The organism is Asinibacterium sp. OR53 (genome assembly GCF_000515315.1).
GTDB lineage: Bacteria > Bacteroidota > Bacteroidia > Chitinophagales > Chitinophagaceae > Sediminibacterium.
Genome location: NZ_KI911562.1, coordinates 2,254,811 through 2,268,633, shown reverse-complemented (window position 1 = coordinate 2,268,633; position 13,823 = coordinate 2,254,811). Strand labels below are relative to the sequence as shown.

The 13,823-nt window shown below is 46.6% G+C and carries 13 protein-coding genes; 5 read left to right on the top strand and 8 right to left on the bottom strand.

The window, feature by feature from the left end; genetic code table 11:
- Positions 1 to 2: 2 nt before the first annotated feature.
- Entirely contained in the window at positions 3 to 1,514 is a 1,512-nt protein-coding gene (gene treF, locus SEDOR53_RS0110105) for an alpha,alpha-trehalase TreF (RefSeq protein ID WP_198018878.1), read from the bottom strand.
- Between the two features lie 16 nt (positions 1,515 to 1,530).
- Complete coding sequence (locus tag SEDOR53_RS17700) at positions 1,531 to 2,751, bottom strand: sugar MFS transporter (RefSeq protein WP_051416593.1); 1,221 nt, start codon at positions 2,749 to 2,751, stop codon at positions 1,531 to 1,533.
- A 212-nt stretch (positions 2,752 to 2,963) separates the two neighbouring features.
- Here SEDOR53_RS17700 and pulA point away from each other — a divergent pair, with 212 nt between their 5' ends.
- The gene (gene pulA / locus SEDOR53_RS0110095; protein ID WP_026769616.1) at positions 2,964 to 4,943 is read left to right on the top strand and encodes a type I pullulanase; all 1,980 of its coding nucleotides are present in this window, start codon (positions 2,964 to 2,966) and stop codon (positions 4,941 to 4,943) included.
- A 12-nt stretch (positions 4,944 to 4,955) separates the two neighbouring features.
- Here pulA and rfbD read toward each other — a convergent pair whose 3' ends face one another.
- Genes rfbD through SEDOR53_RS0110075 form a run of 4 tightly spaced genes read right to left on the bottom strand, consistent with a single transcriptional unit; the run spans position 4,956 to position 9,275 of the window.
- A complete protein-coding gene (gene rfbD / locus SEDOR53_RS0110090) occupies positions 4,956 to 5,831 on the bottom strand; it encodes a dTDP-4-dehydrorhamnose reductase (RefSeq protein ID WP_026769615.1) in 876 nt (291 codons plus the stop codon).
- 11 nt (positions 5,832 to 5,842) lie between these two features.
- On the bottom strand, positions 5,843 to 6,826 hold the full coding sequence (locus SEDOR53_RS0110085; RefSeq protein ID WP_026769614.1) for a UDP-glucuronic acid decarboxylase family protein: 984 nt from the start codon (positions 6,824 to 6,826) through the stop codon (positions 5,843 to 5,845).
- Between the two features lie 10 nt (positions 6,827 to 6,836).
- On the bottom strand, positions 6,837 to 8,138 hold the full coding sequence (locus SEDOR53_RS0110080) for a UDP-glucose/GDP-mannose dehydrogenase family protein (RefSeq protein WP_026769613.1): 1,302 nt from the start codon (positions 8,136 to 8,138) through the stop codon (positions 6,837 to 6,839).
- Between the two features lie 3 nt (positions 8,139 to 8,141).
- Positions 8,142 to 9,275: a DegT/DnrJ/EryC1/StrS aminotransferase family protein gene (locus SEDOR53_RS0110075; RefSeq protein ID WP_232214758.1), complete on the bottom strand. Its 1,134-nt coding sequence runs from the start codon at positions 9,273 to 9,275 to the stop codon at positions 8,142 to 8,144.
- Between the two features lie 73 nt (positions 9,276 to 9,348).
- Here SEDOR53_RS0110075 and SEDOR53_RS0110070 point away from each other — a divergent pair, with 73 nt between their 5' ends.
- Positions 9,349 to 10,617, top strand: a complete 1,269-nt coding sequence (locus tag SEDOR53_RS0110070; protein WP_026769611.1) for a 3-deoxy-D-manno-octulosonic acid transferase — start codon at positions 9,349 to 9,351, stop codon at positions 10,615 to 10,617.
- Here SEDOR53_RS0110070 and SEDOR53_RS0110065 read toward each other — a convergent pair.
- Complete coding sequence (locus SEDOR53_RS0110065) at positions 10,590 to 11,222, bottom strand: hypothetical protein (RefSeq protein ID WP_157576767.1); 633 nt, start codon at positions 11,220 to 11,222, stop codon at positions 10,590 to 10,592. The genes SEDOR53_RS0110070 and SEDOR53_RS0110065 overlap by 28 nt on opposite strands.
- Positions 11,223 to 11,294: 72 nt before the next feature.
- Here SEDOR53_RS0110065 and SEDOR53_RS0110060 point away from each other — a divergent pair, with 72 nt between their 5' ends.
- Positions 11,295 to 11,861 carry a thymidine kinase gene (locus SEDOR53_RS0110060; protein WP_026769609.1) on the top strand — a complete coding sequence of 189 codons (567 nt, stop codon included), beginning with the start codon at positions 11,295 to 11,297 and terminating at the stop codon, positions 11,859 to 11,861.
- Complete coding sequence (locus tag SEDOR53_RS0110055) at positions 11,824 to 12,510, top strand: heme exporter protein CcmB (protein WP_232214757.1); 687 nt, start codon at positions 11,824 to 11,826, stop codon at positions 12,508 to 12,510. The genes SEDOR53_RS0110060 and SEDOR53_RS0110055 overlap by 38 nt, the downstream gene beginning before the upstream one ends.
- Here the strand turns inward: SEDOR53_RS0110055 and SEDOR53_RS0110050 are convergent.
- Positions 12,507 to 13,277, bottom strand: a complete 771-nt coding sequence (locus SEDOR53_RS0110050; protein WP_026769607.1) for an AMP nucleosidase — start codon at positions 13,275 to 13,277, stop codon at positions 12,507 to 12,509. The two genes, SEDOR53_RS0110055 and SEDOR53_RS0110050, sit on opposite strands and share 4 nt — an antisense overlap.
- A gap of 76 nt (positions 13,278 to 13,353) precedes the next feature.
- On the opposite strand from SEDOR53_RS0110050, the gene SEDOR53_RS0110045 reads away from it, so the two are divergent.
- Positions 13,354 to 13,785, top strand: a complete 432-nt coding sequence (locus SEDOR53_RS0110045) for a type I restriction enzyme HsdR N-terminal domain-containing protein (RefSeq protein ID WP_026769606.1) — start codon at positions 13,354 to 13,356, stop codon at positions 13,783 to 13,785.
- Positions 13,786 to 13,823 lie beyond the last annotated feature (38 nt).

Sequence of the window (13,823 nt, the reverse complement as noted above, 5' to 3'; positions counted from 1 at the left end):
ATTTATGTATTGATATTGTATTTTTTTGCCAGTGCCGCACAAACGCCGTTCGTCCATCCGAACCCATCCTGCCCAGGGTATTCGCCACCACCGGCTTCCAGGTGCATGTCTATTACATTGTATTTTTCCATCAGTTTGCCTGTGCGTTTGTACACTTCATTGTTCAGGTTCAGCCACCGGGTGGCGATCTCCTTTGCCAACTCATGCGATCCCATTTTTTCCAGTGCTATGATCGTCATCCATTGCAGGGGCGCCCAGCCATTGGGATGGTCCCATTGCTGCCCGGTATGCTGTGTAGTGGTTACAACTCCCCCGGCACATAAAAAATGTTCCCTGATCGTATCACTTACCCGCTCATATTCCCTTAATGGATCAAGACCAAACAGGAACAAAGGCACCATGCCAGCCAGTGTGATCATTTCTTTTTGTTTTTCTTCCTTCCAATCATAATCAACATAAAAATTTTTATGACTGTTCCAGCAATAAGCATCCATCGCAGTTCGTCTTTTCTTCGCAGCAGACAGGTATTGGTCTGCCTTCTCTTGCATGCCCGACTGCCGGCAGGCTTCACTGATCATCATTTCCTGGAACAAAAGCAACGCATTCAAATCAACCGGAATGATATCGGTAGTGTGGATGGTATACAACGACTTACCATCTTTGAACCAGCGGCTGCTGAAATCCCAGCCCGATTCTGCCGCCGCTCTCAGGTTGCGGAACAATGTTGCCGGCTCGCTGGCTGATTCTTGCGCCAGCGCCCTGTCTTCCCGGTACGATTCAGGCCTCGGTGTATCGTACTCATCCCAATACCTGTTGAGTATGGCTCCGTCCGGCATCCGCACTACGTGGTGCAGCGCAATCTGTTCATCGCTTAATTCAGTTGCCCCGCGCATCCAGAACTGGTATTCCTTTTCCAGTTGTGGCAGGAATTGACGCTTCACCTGCTCCCCTTTAGTCTCTGCCAGCAGGCTCACCATCATTGCAAAAAAAGGCGGCTGCGACCGGCCCAGGTAATAGCTGCGGTTTCCATTCGGTATATGCCCGATGATATTGATGAGGTGAGCAAAATTCTGGATCATGTGCTCCATCATAACTGTCCTGCCCGATGCCTGCAAGCCCAGCAAAGTGAAGTAACTATCCCAATAATAAATTTCCCTGAACCGCCCACCCGGAACGATATAAGGATAAGGAAGCGGGATCAAAGAGCCTTGCTGTGTATCCGGGTTACGGGTGAGCGCCTGCCAGAGTGATTCAATATGCTCCAACATGGTAGCGTTGCTTTGTGCAACAAAGTCAACGGCTGGGGCAACAGGCAATGTAAAATAACGCCGCACAAATGAAGTAAGATCAAAGTCAGGCTTGTGTTTCTCTGTTTCGTATGTGTTCAGGATATCCGGTATTCCTGTTTTGGGTGCACAATCCACAAAAGTCTTTCCATCAGGGAAAATCCTGTTCATCTGCACTGCTTCAAACAAAGAAGTACGGAAAAAATCAACCGTCATTTTCATGTTCATTTTATTGAAACAGTTTTCAAGCCTTTTGTTTCTTTTGAAACCCGTAAAAAAACCACAAGCATAACAGCAAGACGGCCATGGGTGCCAATGAAAAATAAAACGCTTTGCCCCCGCCAATGTGTTTGAATAAATATCCAACCAGTCTTGACCCCAAAGTACCTCCAATAGCCGAAAAGAAAACGAGCAGGGATGCCATGGGACTGTGAAACTTTTTCTCTGTAGAACTGAGTACAAAAGAATTGACCAACGGGTAGATGGGCGCCAGGAAAAAGCCGATCAACGGGAAAACATAACCAATCACCGGCACATCGGCAAAAGAAAGGATCTGCCTTGGCGCCAGGTTCTGCGCTGCCGGTAACACCAACCAGACGATGATCGCTGCACCTGCCAGGCAAACAAATAGTATGAAGAACCAGGATATTTTCTTTACCAACAGCGCCGATAAATACCGTCCTAATGCGATGGACAGCATGAGAATGACCGCCATATAAATGCTGGTTGTCTCGGGCAGGTGCAATACTTTCTGATTAAAAGTAGGCAGCCAGCTCATGATCCCCTGCTCTGTCATCACATACATGAAAGCAGCAACGGCAAAAACCAGTACCAGGGGTCTTTTGACCAGTTTTACCATTTCCACAAAATCATCTATCACCGATGTTCCCGGAATTTCATAATCCGCTTTAAAATCTGACAATAACAACACCAAAAAAGATATGGCTATCAATCCTGCCAACAGCAGGTATATGCGCAGCCATGCATTCGGGTTGGTATCGCTGTAGAAAAAAGGAAAAGCAATGAATCCGGCGGCAATACCGATCATAAAACAGCTCTCTACAGAACTGAGCAGGCTTTTGTGTTCTTTTTCATCATTGGTTACCACACCTATCAATGCATACACAGATACTTTGATAACGGCAAAAGAGATACCTACACAAGCAAACATCAATTTAACCGTTGCAAAGGAGTTACCAAAATACATAATAAGGCAACCGGCAAAGACCAACGCCAGGGCCGCCAGCATGCCTTTTTTATAACCCAGCCTGGGCAGGAAGGAGCCTACAAAAAAAGACACAAAAGCAATGGAAAGGTCTTTGAAAGCTTCCAGGATACTGGCCTGCAATTCATCGACATGATATGAATTGATGGATTTCTGGATCAATATGCCTACACTGTTGAGCAGTATGGCGAATACAAAATAGTTGAGAAATAAGGATATCCTGATCTTTTGGTTTGACATGGCAGCTGTTTGAAAAGACAGCTTTAAAATAAGGTTTTCTGTCTAGAATATCTTGTATTGAACCGAAATTCACTATTCTTGACATTAGCCTTGGCTTTTAATAAGCAGGAATTAAATATACATTAAAAAAACTATAACCCACATTAAATGTGGGCTACTGTGGGTTTAGTACAAACCAATAGTATATTTATCGGCCTTCAAACCCCTTTTACATGAAATCAAAGTATTCATTACCTGTTTATGTATTGTTGTTGCTTTGTGCTACTGTCTGCGCTCAAAGCGATCTTCATCATGATCCTGTCTATTCCGGCAACGATTTGGGCGTTCGTTATAAGGGTGCAATAACCTCTTTTAAAATTTGGGCGCCCCGGGCATCAGAAGTGCTGTTGCGTTTATACGCAGCTGGCGATGGCGGCCAGCCGCTGGAACAGATAAAACTGCTGCCAGCCCGGCAAGGCACCTGGGAAACCATTGTCCATAAAAACATTGTCAACCGCTATTATACTTTCCAGGTAAAACAGGATGGTAAGTGGTTGGATGAAAGTCCTGATATCAATGCAAAAGCCGTAGGCGTCAACGGCAAACGTGGCATGGTGGTTGACCTGAAAACCACCAACCCGGTCAACTGGGCTAAAGATAAAAAACCGCTGCTTAAAAATTTTACCGACATCATCATCTATGAATTACATGTACGCGACCTGTCGATCAGTCCCACTTCCGGCATTCGCCACAAAGGAAAATTTCTGGGTCTTACCGAGACAGGAACACGCAATGCAGCCGGTGAAAAGACGGGGCTCGATCACCTGGCCGAATTAGGTATAACACATGTACACCTGTTACCTTCTTTCGATTTTAATTCCATAGATGAAACCAAACTTTCATTGAACAAATACAACTGGGGCTACGATCCGCTCAACTACAATGTACCGGAAGGATCTTATGCTACTGACCCTTACAATGGCAATACACGTATCAAGGAGTTTAAACAAATGGTGCAGGCCCTGCACAACAGGGGGTTGCGTGTGATATTGGATGTGGTGTATAACCACACAGCCAATCTTGCATCTCCTTTCAATCAGTTTGCACCCGGTTATTTTTATCGCCATAAAGCCAACGGTAATTATTCCGATGCCACCGGCTGCGGCAATGAAACCGCTTCAGAAAAAGTCATGATGCGCCAATTCATGATAGCTTCTGTAGCATACTGGGCCAGGGAATACCATATCGATGGCTTCCGTTTCGATCTCATGGGTGTGCACGATATTGCTACTATGAATGCCATCAGTGATACGCTGCACAAGATTGATCCAACCATTTTCATCTACGGTGAGGGGTGGACTGCCGGAGAAAGTCCGCTGGACGAATCGCTGCGGGCAGTTAAACAAAATACTTACCAGCTACACCAGATCGCGGCGTTCGGCGATGAAATGCGGGATGGCCTGCGCGGACCTTTTGCCGATGTAAAAGAAAAAGGGTTCATCAGCGGTAAAACAGGCACGGCCGAAAGCATCAAATTTGGCATTGCAGGCGCCGTACAGCATCCGCAGATCAACTACAAGTTGGTGAATTATTCAAAACGCGCCTGGGCCGCAGAGCCTTATCAATCCATCAGCTATGTTTCCTGTCATGATGATAATACGCTGTTCGATCGCCTGCTGATCGATAACCCCGGCGTCTCCGAAGAAGACATTATCAAAATGGATAAACTGGCCCAAGCCATTGTACTTACCTCCCAGGGTGTTCCTTTCCTGCATGCCGGAGAAGAAATGCTGCGTACCAAAAAAGGCGTAGCCAATTCTTTTGAATCGCCCGATTCTATCAATGCACTCGACTGGAATCGTAAGACACAATATAAAGCAGTATTCAAGTATTACCAGTCACTCGTTGCCTTGCGCAAACACCATCCTGCTTTCAGGATGCCTTCGGCACAAATGATCCGGCAACATTTAACTTTCCTTGAAACCAACGATCCTTTGCTCATTGCGTATACACTATCCGATCATGCCAATGGCGATCAATGGAAAGACATCCTGGTTATATTCAACGGTGAGGCAGTATCCAAAACCATGCATTTGCCTGCAGGTGAGTGGACACTGATTACAAAAGATGATCTCATCGATGAGAAGGGAATTAAAAAGATAACTGGCAGCATCAACATACCGGCTACTGCTGCGTGTATATTATTCAGGTAAACTCCCAGGGCTTTATCCAGCCAACTGCGACAAACATTGGTGGAGCTGTTGCTTCCAATCTTTTAATACAATGCCATAATCGGCCTGTATAGCGCTTGTATCGAGCACTGAATAGGCCGGCCGTTTAGCCGGTGTGGGATAAGCAGCAGTAGGAATGGGTAATACTTCACAATGCATACCGGCTGCGGCTTTGATGGCTAGGGCAAAATCGTACCAACTGATGGCGCCTGCATTGCTGTAATGATAAATACCATAATGTGCACGGCCATGCTGCATGGATTCAATCACCTGCATCAATACTTCAGCCAGGTCTGCTGCATAAGTAGGCGATCCCAATTGATCATGCACTACTTTGATCTCCGGTCTTTCTTTCATCAATCGCAACATGGTCTTGACGAAATTATGTCCATGTGAACTGTACACCCACGAAGTGCGTATGATAACTGATTGTTCGCAATGTTCCAATGCCAATTGCTCTCCCATGTACTTGGTATATCCATAATAATTGACCGGATCGCAGGTGGTACCGATAGTATACGGCGCTGTTCCTTTTCCGTCGAACACATAATCGGTGGAAATGCCCAGGTAAACACATCCATAACGATGGCATTCTTTGGCGATCATGCCGGCAGCCGTTGCATTGACCGTGTAAGCCGTTTCCTGGTCGGTCTCTGCTTTATCAACCGCCGTATACGCTGCGCAGTTGATGACATAATCTGGTTTGATATTCTCGAAAAAAACGGGAATGGTTTCCGGCTCACTCATATCCATGTCTTCCCTTCCTGCAAACAGGAAATCAAACGCTCCGGCAAAGCGGCCCGACAATTGCAAGAGTTCCCAGCCCAACTGCCCGTTTTTTCCTGTAACAACAATTAATGGTTTTGGCATGGGCTGAACAGTTATTTATGTTTTTTGAATTCTTTGGGTTGCTTCGACCATTCTTCTTCCGGCAGAGACTTGAAATAATCGTACGTTATTTTCAATCCTTCTGCCCTGCCTACCTTAGGCTCCCAATTGAGTAATTGTTTGGCTTTGCTGATATCCGGCTTTCTTTGTTTGGGGTCATCTACCGGCAAGGGTTTATATACGATCTTCACTTTCGATCCCGTCAGTTTCAATACTTCTTCTGCAAAATCTTTCAGCGATATCTCATTCGGGTTACCGATGTTCACCGGCTTGGCATAATCACTCAGCAGCAAACGATGAATACCTTCCACCAGGTCGTCTACATAACAGAAAGAACGCGTTTGGCTGCCATCTCCGAATACCGTCAGGTCTTCTCCCCGCAATGCCTGGCCAATGAATGCAGGCAATGCCCTCCCGTCGTTGAGGCGCATGCGCGGTCCGTATGTATTGAATATGCGCACGATCCTCGTTTCTACTCCATGATAAGTATGATATGCCATGGTGATGGATTCCATGAAGCGCTTGGCTTCATCATACACACCGCGCGGTCCCACCGGGTTCACATTGCCCCAGTACTCTTCCGTTTGCGGGTGCACCAATGGATCGCCATATACTTCACTGGTGGAAGCCACCAGTATCCTGGCTTTTTTTTCTTTGGCCAGTCCCAAACAATTGTGTGTACCCAATGCGCCTACTTTCAGTGTTTGGATGGGTATTTTCAAATAGTCGATCGGACTGGCGGGCGATGCAAAATGAAGGATATAATCGAGGTGGCCGGGTACATGGATGAACTTCGACACATCGTGGTTATAAAATTCAAAGTTCTTCAGTTTGAACAGGTGTTCAATATTGCGCAGGTCGCCCGTAATCAGGTTGTCCATGCCAATCACATCATTGCCTTCCTTTACAAAACGGTCGCACAGGTGTGATCCGAGAAATCCGGCGGCCCCTGTGATGAGTACTCTTTTTCCTGACATATTGAATAATTTAAGGACGCCCTATGCTTTCATAATGATAACCCAGTGCGGCCATCTGTTTCACTTCAAAAAGGTTACGGCCATCGAAAATGGTTTTGTTTTTCAACCGCTCTCCGATCATCTCAAAATCGGGGGTGCGGAATTCACTCCACTCCGTAGCAATAATCAATGCATCTGCACCTACCAATGCTTCATATTGGTTGGCAGCATATTCTATCTGGTTGCCCAGTGTCTTTTTAACATTGCTCATCGCTTCCGGATCGAAAGCAATCACACTGGCGCCTTCTGCTGTCAACGCTTCAATCAGGCTCAAGGCCGGCGCCTCGCGTATATCATCGGTATTGGGTTTGAAAGCCAATCCCCACAAGGCAATGCGTTTCCCTTTCAAAGCCCCTTTGAAATAAGCTTTGACTTTGGGCAGCAAGTGTTTCTTCTGCAATTCATTCACCGATTCCACCGCCTTCAGTATCTTGAAATCATAGTCTGCCTCTTCCGAAGAACGGATCAATGCCTGCACGTCTTTGGGAAAGCAACTGCCTCCATAACCAATACCAGGGAACAGGAAGCGCTTGCCAATGCGTTCATCACTACCAATACCGCGGCGCACCATATCTACATCGGCTCCCAGCTTTTCACAAAGCTGTGCGATCTCGTTCATGAAAGATATTTTGGTAGCTAAAAAAGAATTGGCAGCATATTTTGTAAGCTCGGCCGATCTTTCATCCATATAGATCACCGGGTTACCCTGGCGAACAAAGGGGGCATACAGATCGCCCATCAGTTTACGAGCTCTCTCAGATCCTGTTCCAATCACTACCCTATCCGGCTTCATGAAATCATCTACCGCCACACCTTCTCTCAAAAACTCCGGGTTGCTCACTACATCGAATTCCCCTTTATAATGTGCAGCAACAGCGCTGTGTACTTTCTGTGCAGTACCCACCGGCACAGTACTTTTATCAACAATCACTTTGTAGTCCTTCATTAATTTACCCAATTCATCAGCCACACCCAGCACATAGCGCAGATCAGCCGCTCCGTCTTCACCGGGTGGTGTGGGCAGTGCCAGGAAAATGATAGGGGCGCCTTCGATACCTTCAGCCAGGCTGGTGGTGAATTTCAAACGTCCTTCTTTCAGGTTACGCAGAAATAATTTCTCCAGTCCCGGTTCATAAATGGTGATCTCTCCATTGCTCAGCTTCTCTACCTTACTCTTATCAATATCTACACAGACTACTTTATTGCCCGTTTCGGCAAAACAAGTGCCCGTTACCAATCCTACATAGCCTGTTCCTACAACTGCAATCTTCATACATTATTTCTTTACAAATTTCAGTACGTGTTCTGCAATATATGCCATTTGTTCCTCGTCCATCTCTGTATGGATCGGAAGCGATATTACCCGCTCGGTGAGCCAGTCGGTCTGCGGCATATCCAGCTTAGGCAGGCCAAATGAATCGAACATGTGTTGTTTATGTCCCGGTACAGGATAATAGATCATCGAAGGTATTTTATGTTCGGCCAGGTACCTGTTGAGCTCGTCCCTGTTGCCTTTCTCCAATATAATGGTATACTGGTGATACACATGGGTACTATAAGCCGCTTTGAAAGGAGTGATGATGGCATCGCTCGCTTCAAAAGCCTGGTCATAAAAAGCCGCTACTTCCTGTCGCGCAGCATTGTATCGATCGAGGTGTTTCAGTTTGATGTTCAATACAGCTGCCTGTATAGAATCCAGCCTCGAATTACAGCCCACTACATCGTGATAATATCTTTTTGACTGACCGTGATTAGCAATCATTCGCATATTGTGTGCCAACTCATCATCATTGGTAAAAATAGCGCCCCCATCTCCGAAAGCGCCCAGGTTTTTACTGGGGTAAAATGAAGTAGCGCCGATGGTGCCGATGGTGCCTGTTTTTTTCTTCGTACCGTCTGAAAAAAGATAGTGGCAACCAATGGCCTGCGCATTGTCTTCAATCACCGGGATAGCAAACTCATTGGCAATCTGCATGATCTCCTCCATCGGGGCTGCCTGTCCGTATAAATGCACCGGCACAATGGCTTTGGTTTTGGATGTGATGGCTTTTCGCAATGCAGCAGGGTCGATGCAAAAGGTTTGCGGATCTACTTCCACAAATACCGGCTTGAGTTTTAGTAAGGCTACCACTTCAGTGGTGGCAATATAAGTGAAAGAAGGCGTGATGACCTCGTCGCCCGGTTGCAGTCCCAATGCCATCATGGCTATCTGCAAAGCGTCTGTTCCGTTGGCACAGGGTATTGTATGCTTCACATCCAGGTAAGCGCCCAGGCCGGCTGCAAAATCCTGAACCGCTTTACCATTGATATAAGCTGCGCTGTCCAGCACTTCATGGATGGCGGTGTCTATTGCTGTCTTGATCTGCAGGTACTGGCTCCTGGTATCAACCATCTGGATGGGTCTCGTCATAATCGGGCGTATTAAGCCGGGCAAAACTACTAATCATTTTAATTTGTTTATTTGTATTTGAAAATCAAGCACCGTGCAGGCAGTTTACCGCTTATTTATATGGATCTATCCCAAAGCAGCCTGGTTACTGGGTTTGTATAACCGCAAAGCCCGGCTTTGGGTGAAAGGCAGAAGAGGTTTGTTTAAAAAGCTGTCGGTTTTTTTTCACAACAACCGCCAGCCCGTGGTTTGGATGCATACAGCATCGCTGGGCGAGTTTGAACAGGGGCGTCCCATCCTGGAGCATATCAGGCAGCTCTATCCCAAACACAAGATCCTGCTCAGTTTTTTTTCCCCTTCGGGATACGAGATCAGGAAACACTATGAAGGGGCCGACCTGGTCTGCTACCTGCCCATGGATAGCTCAGGCAACGCCAGCCGTTTTCTGAACATTGTGCAGCCTTCGCTGGTGATCTTTGTGAAGTATGAGTTCTGGCATTTTTACCTGCAGGAGACCAGGCAAAGGAATATTCCCCTGTTATTAGTATCGGGCATCTTTAGAAAGGACCAGCCTTTCTTTCAATGGTATGGAGGTTTTCACCGTGCCATGCTCTCCTGTTTTACGCAATTATTTGTACAGAATGCAGCATCGGCAACACTGCTGCAAACAGCCGGTTTTCATACCAATGTGAGCGTCAGCGGCGATACGCGGTTCGACAGGGTCATTGCCATCGCATCGCAGTTCCAGACATTACCCGTGGTAAACAGGTTTTGCGACCACCGTCCGGTAATTGTGGCCGGCAGTACTTGGACGGATGATGATGAAGTGCTGGATCATTTTGCCAATATCCACCCGGAAATACGCTTCATCATTGCGCCGCATGATATCGACAGCGACCGTTTGGATGAATGCCTGAAACTATATAAACACGCCATCTTGTATTCAGCCTACGAAGAAATGCTCAGCGAAGGAGCCGAGCCGCAGCGGCATTTCAATGTATTGATCATTGACAACATTGGCATGCTGAGCAAACTGTATCATTATGCTACCCTTGCTTATGTAGGAGGAGGCTTTGGCGATGATGGCATTCACAATATCCTGGAAGCGGCTGTGTATGGCAAGCCCGTTTTATTCGGTCCTGTTTACCAGAAGTATTTCGAAGCGGAGGAATTATTGGACGCAGGAGGCGCTTTCAGTGTTGATGATGCACTGGAACTGGAAAAGCAATTCAAGTTGCTCCTTGAAAACAAAGCTTTATACGATGTTGCTGCAAAAGCGGCGCTGGATTATGTACAGCAGCATGCGGGTGCTACGCAAAAGATCATTCAATATATTCAGGCAAACCGTCTCCTCACCAACTGATCGAAGAGTTTTACTGTTTCACTGTTTTCATTCCACCCCATCTTTACTTTCAATTCGCGCTGGATCCAGTATTGCGCTTCGGGATAAATGCTGAAGCTGTTGATGGTTTTGAGGCTGCGCTCATACATGCTCTCGTCGCCACGGAAAAGATCGTTGACAAACTGGTAACGGTCATTCACACCCACCGCTTTTTTCAGGTCGCGAATGGGACTGCCCTGCAACAAAGTAGCGATCTCTACCCTGTCTTCTTTCAGTTTTTCATTCAGACTGCCGTTTCTTGATACCACCAGGTGGTCGTTGAGTTCCAGTATTTCTTTTTCTTCCTGTCCTTCCTGGTGCGCAAGGGTGGGAATGGCTTCTTCTTTATTGAGCAGCCAGTTATTGGGTACATCTTTCTTTGGTTGAGTGGAAGGCGTAGCTGGAACAAAAGCAGGCAATACGACCGACACTTTTCCTTTGTTCACTGTCTTTTCCTGGCCGGACTGTAATTCGCACAACAAAAGCCTGGCGGTGACAGCTAATTTTTCTGCATCGGCATGCTGTTCAAACTGTTCTTTCAGTTTATTGATCAAAGCGCCTACTCTTTCCATAGTTATGTGATACATTTGGGGGGTTACCAATGGCCGTTGGCAAGTTATAAAGTTACTAACGTTTTTATTTGTTAATTTATTTTATTGATGTTCATAGAACCCATCATATCAGGTGAAAAAAGAGGCTGGATTGAGGTGATTTGCGGCAGTATGTTCAGCGGAAAAACGGAGGAGCTTATCCGGAGACTCAAAAGGGCCCGCATTGCCAATCTCAAAGTCGAAATATTCAAACCCGCCCTTGATACCCGATATGATGAAACGCAGGTGGTTAGCCACGACGCCAATACCATCCAGTCAACCCCCATCGATAACTCCCAGACCATCCTTCTCCTGGCCCAGGACGTGGATGTGGTAGGCATTGATGAGGCCCAGTTTTTCGACAACGAGATCACAACTGTTTGTGAAACCCTGGCTTTGCGGGGTATCCGCGTCATTGTTGCCGGGCTGGACATGGACTACACGGGGCGTCCTTTCGGACAAATGCCCGACCTGCTTGCCATCGCCGACTTTATTACCAAACTGCATGCCATTTGTGTCAAATGCGGTAGCCTGGCCAATATTTCTTTCCGGAAAACAACGCAAGACAGTCAGGTATTATTGGGCGAAAAAGAAACTTATGAACCCCGGTGCCGCAAATGTGCCCATGAAAAATAGTCACCCCATATTATCGCTGGTTAAAAAAGACCTGCTGCTGGAATTCAGGCAGCAGTACACCCTCTATGGCATCCTGTTATATGTAGCTTCTACCATATTTGTTGTGTACTTATCGATGGGAGAACCGGAAGACAAAGTATGGAATGGGCTTTTCTGGGTGATCCAATTGTTTGTATGCGTGAATGCCGTTGCCAAAAGCTTTTTGCAGGAAAGCCGGGGCCGTATGTTGTATTTTTATTCGATAGCAGGTCCGCGCGATTTCATATTATCCAAACTACTCTTCAACCTGCTGCTCATGTTGGCCATGAGCCTGCTGAGCCTGGGCGTGTTTACAGTGTTGTTGGGCAATCCCATTCAAAAGATGCCTGCTTTTATTGGTATCGCCTGCCTGGGGGGCATGAGCCTGGGGCTGGTATTCACTTTCCTCGCGGCGATCGCCGCCAAAGCCCAGCAGCAATCGGCCCTGATGGCCATCATGGGTTTCCCCATCATCATTCCTCAATTATTATTGCTCATGAAAATAGCCAATGCCGCATTCTCGGATGTAGTGCAGGGCGGCTTCTGGCAAATGGTAGTATTGTTGGTAGCGCTCGACCTGATGGTGGTAGCGCTGGCGGTGATTTTGTTTCCTTTTCTCTGGAAAGATTAAAACCGCAGGTGACGCACAGTAAGCCCTTTGTTGATCAACTGCTTCAATGAGTCGATACCAATCTTCAGGTGCTTCTCTACATAGTCTGTCGTTACTTTCTTATCACTGGCTTCTGTTTTCACACCATCGGGAATCATGGGTTGATCACTCACCAGTAACAGAGCCCCTGTGGGAATTTTATTATAGAAACCTACTGTAAAGATGGTAGCCGTTTCCATGTCAATGGCATAAGCACGCACTTTGGTAAGGTATCCTTTGAAATCATCATCGTGCTCCCATACGCGGCGGTTGGTAGTGTATACGGTGCCCGTCCAGTAATCCACTTTGTAATCACGTATCGTGGTGGAGACCGCTTTTTGCAGGGCAAAGGCAGGCATGGCCGGCACTTCGGGTGGAAAATAATCACCGGATGTACCCTCACCCCTGATGGCTGCGATGGGGAGGATCAGGTCGCCGAGTTTATTTCTTTTCTTCAGTCCGCCGCATTTGCCCAGGAACAACACAGCCTGGGGCTCGATGGCCGTGAGCAGGTCCATGATGGTGGCAGCACCGGGACTGCCCATGCCGAAGTTGATGATGGTAATACCATTGGCGGTAGCACACTGCATGGGTTTATCGTGCCCCACTACTTTTACATTATTCCATTTGGCAAAAAGTGTTACATAATTACTGAAATTGGTGAGTAATATGTATTGGCCAAAATTCTTCAGCTTCTCACCCGTATAACGCGGCAGCCAGTTCTCAACAATCTCTTCTTTCGTCTTCATAAATGCATCTTTTAGTCAATATCTTTGAAAAAGTTAATTGGCTAAAATACGAAAAAACAGCGGCGGGACAAGCGTTATGATGAAAATAACTTATCCTTCATACGATTTCAGGATCAAAGAAGAAGCCGGGAAAGAATGGGTATTCGACCCCATTCGCAAGCAATGGGTACGCCTCACGCCGGAAGAATGGGTAAGACAACATTTTCTTCAATACCTGGTACAGGAAAAAAAATATCCTGCTTCACTGATTGCAGTTGAAAAAGAAATTGAACTGGGTGAACTCAAAAAACGATTCGATATTGTAGTGTACAAAGACCAGGTTCCCTGGATGGTGATCGAATGCAAGGATACCACCACGTCTCTCACCGAAGCCGTATTCCGGCAAGCCCTCCATTATAATATTGTGTTGAAAGCGCCTTTCATTGTTGTAACAAACGGCAGCTATACGCAGGGATATCTTGTTGAAAACGGCCGCTTAGCAGAACTGGAAGCGCTGCCTCCTTATTAAAGATGCCGCATAAAAAAAGCCGCTGCATTGCTGCAACG

Bases quoted from the DNA above. Each gene is read 5' to 3' on its own strand.
- treF (WP_198018878.1), bottom strand. From the start codon at position 1,514: ATGAACATGAAAATGACGGTTGATTTTTTCCGTACTTCTTTGTTTGAA.
- SEDOR53_RS17700 (WP_051416593.1), bottom strand. From the start codon at position 2,751: ATGTCAAACCAAAAGATCAGGATATCCTTATTTCTCAACTATTTTGTA.
- pulA (WP_026769616.1), top strand. From the start codon at position 2,964: ATGAAATCAAAGTATTCATTACCTGTTTATGTATTGTTGTTGCTTTGT.
- rfbD (WP_026769615.1), bottom strand. From the start codon at position 5,831: ATGCCAAAACCATTAATTGTTGTTACAGGAAAAAACGGGCAGTTGGGC.
- SEDOR53_RS0110085 (WP_026769614.1), bottom strand. From the start codon at position 6,826: ATGTCAGGAAAAAGAGTACTCATCACAGGGGCCGCCGGATTTCTCGGA.
- SEDOR53_RS0110080 (WP_026769613.1), bottom strand. From the start codon at position 8,138: ATGAAGATTGCAGTTGTAGGAACAGGCTATGTAGGATTGGTAACGGGC.
- SEDOR53_RS0110075 (WP_232214758.1), bottom strand. From the start codon at position 9,275: ATGACGAGACCCATCCAGATGGTTGATACCAGGAGCCAGTACCTGCAG.
- SEDOR53_RS0110065 (WP_157576767.1), bottom strand. From the start codon at position 11,222: ATGTATCACATAACTATGGAAAGAGTAGGCGCTTTGATCAATAAACTG.
- SEDOR53_RS0110060 (WP_026769609.1), top strand. From the start codon at position 11,295: ATGTTCATAGAACCCATCATATCAGGTGAAAAAAGAGGCTGGATTGAG.
- SEDOR53_RS0110055 (WP_232214757.1), top strand. From the start codon at position 11,824: ATGAACCCCGGTGCCGCAAATGTGCCCATGAAAAATAGTCACCCCATA.
- SEDOR53_RS0110050 (WP_026769607.1), bottom strand. From the start codon at position 13,277: ATGAAGACGAAAGAAGAGATTGTTGAGAACTGGCTGCCGCGTTATACG.
- SEDOR53_RS0110045 (WP_026769606.1), top strand. From the start codon at position 13,354: ATGATGAAAATAACTTATCCTTCATACGATTTCAGGATCAAAGAAGAA.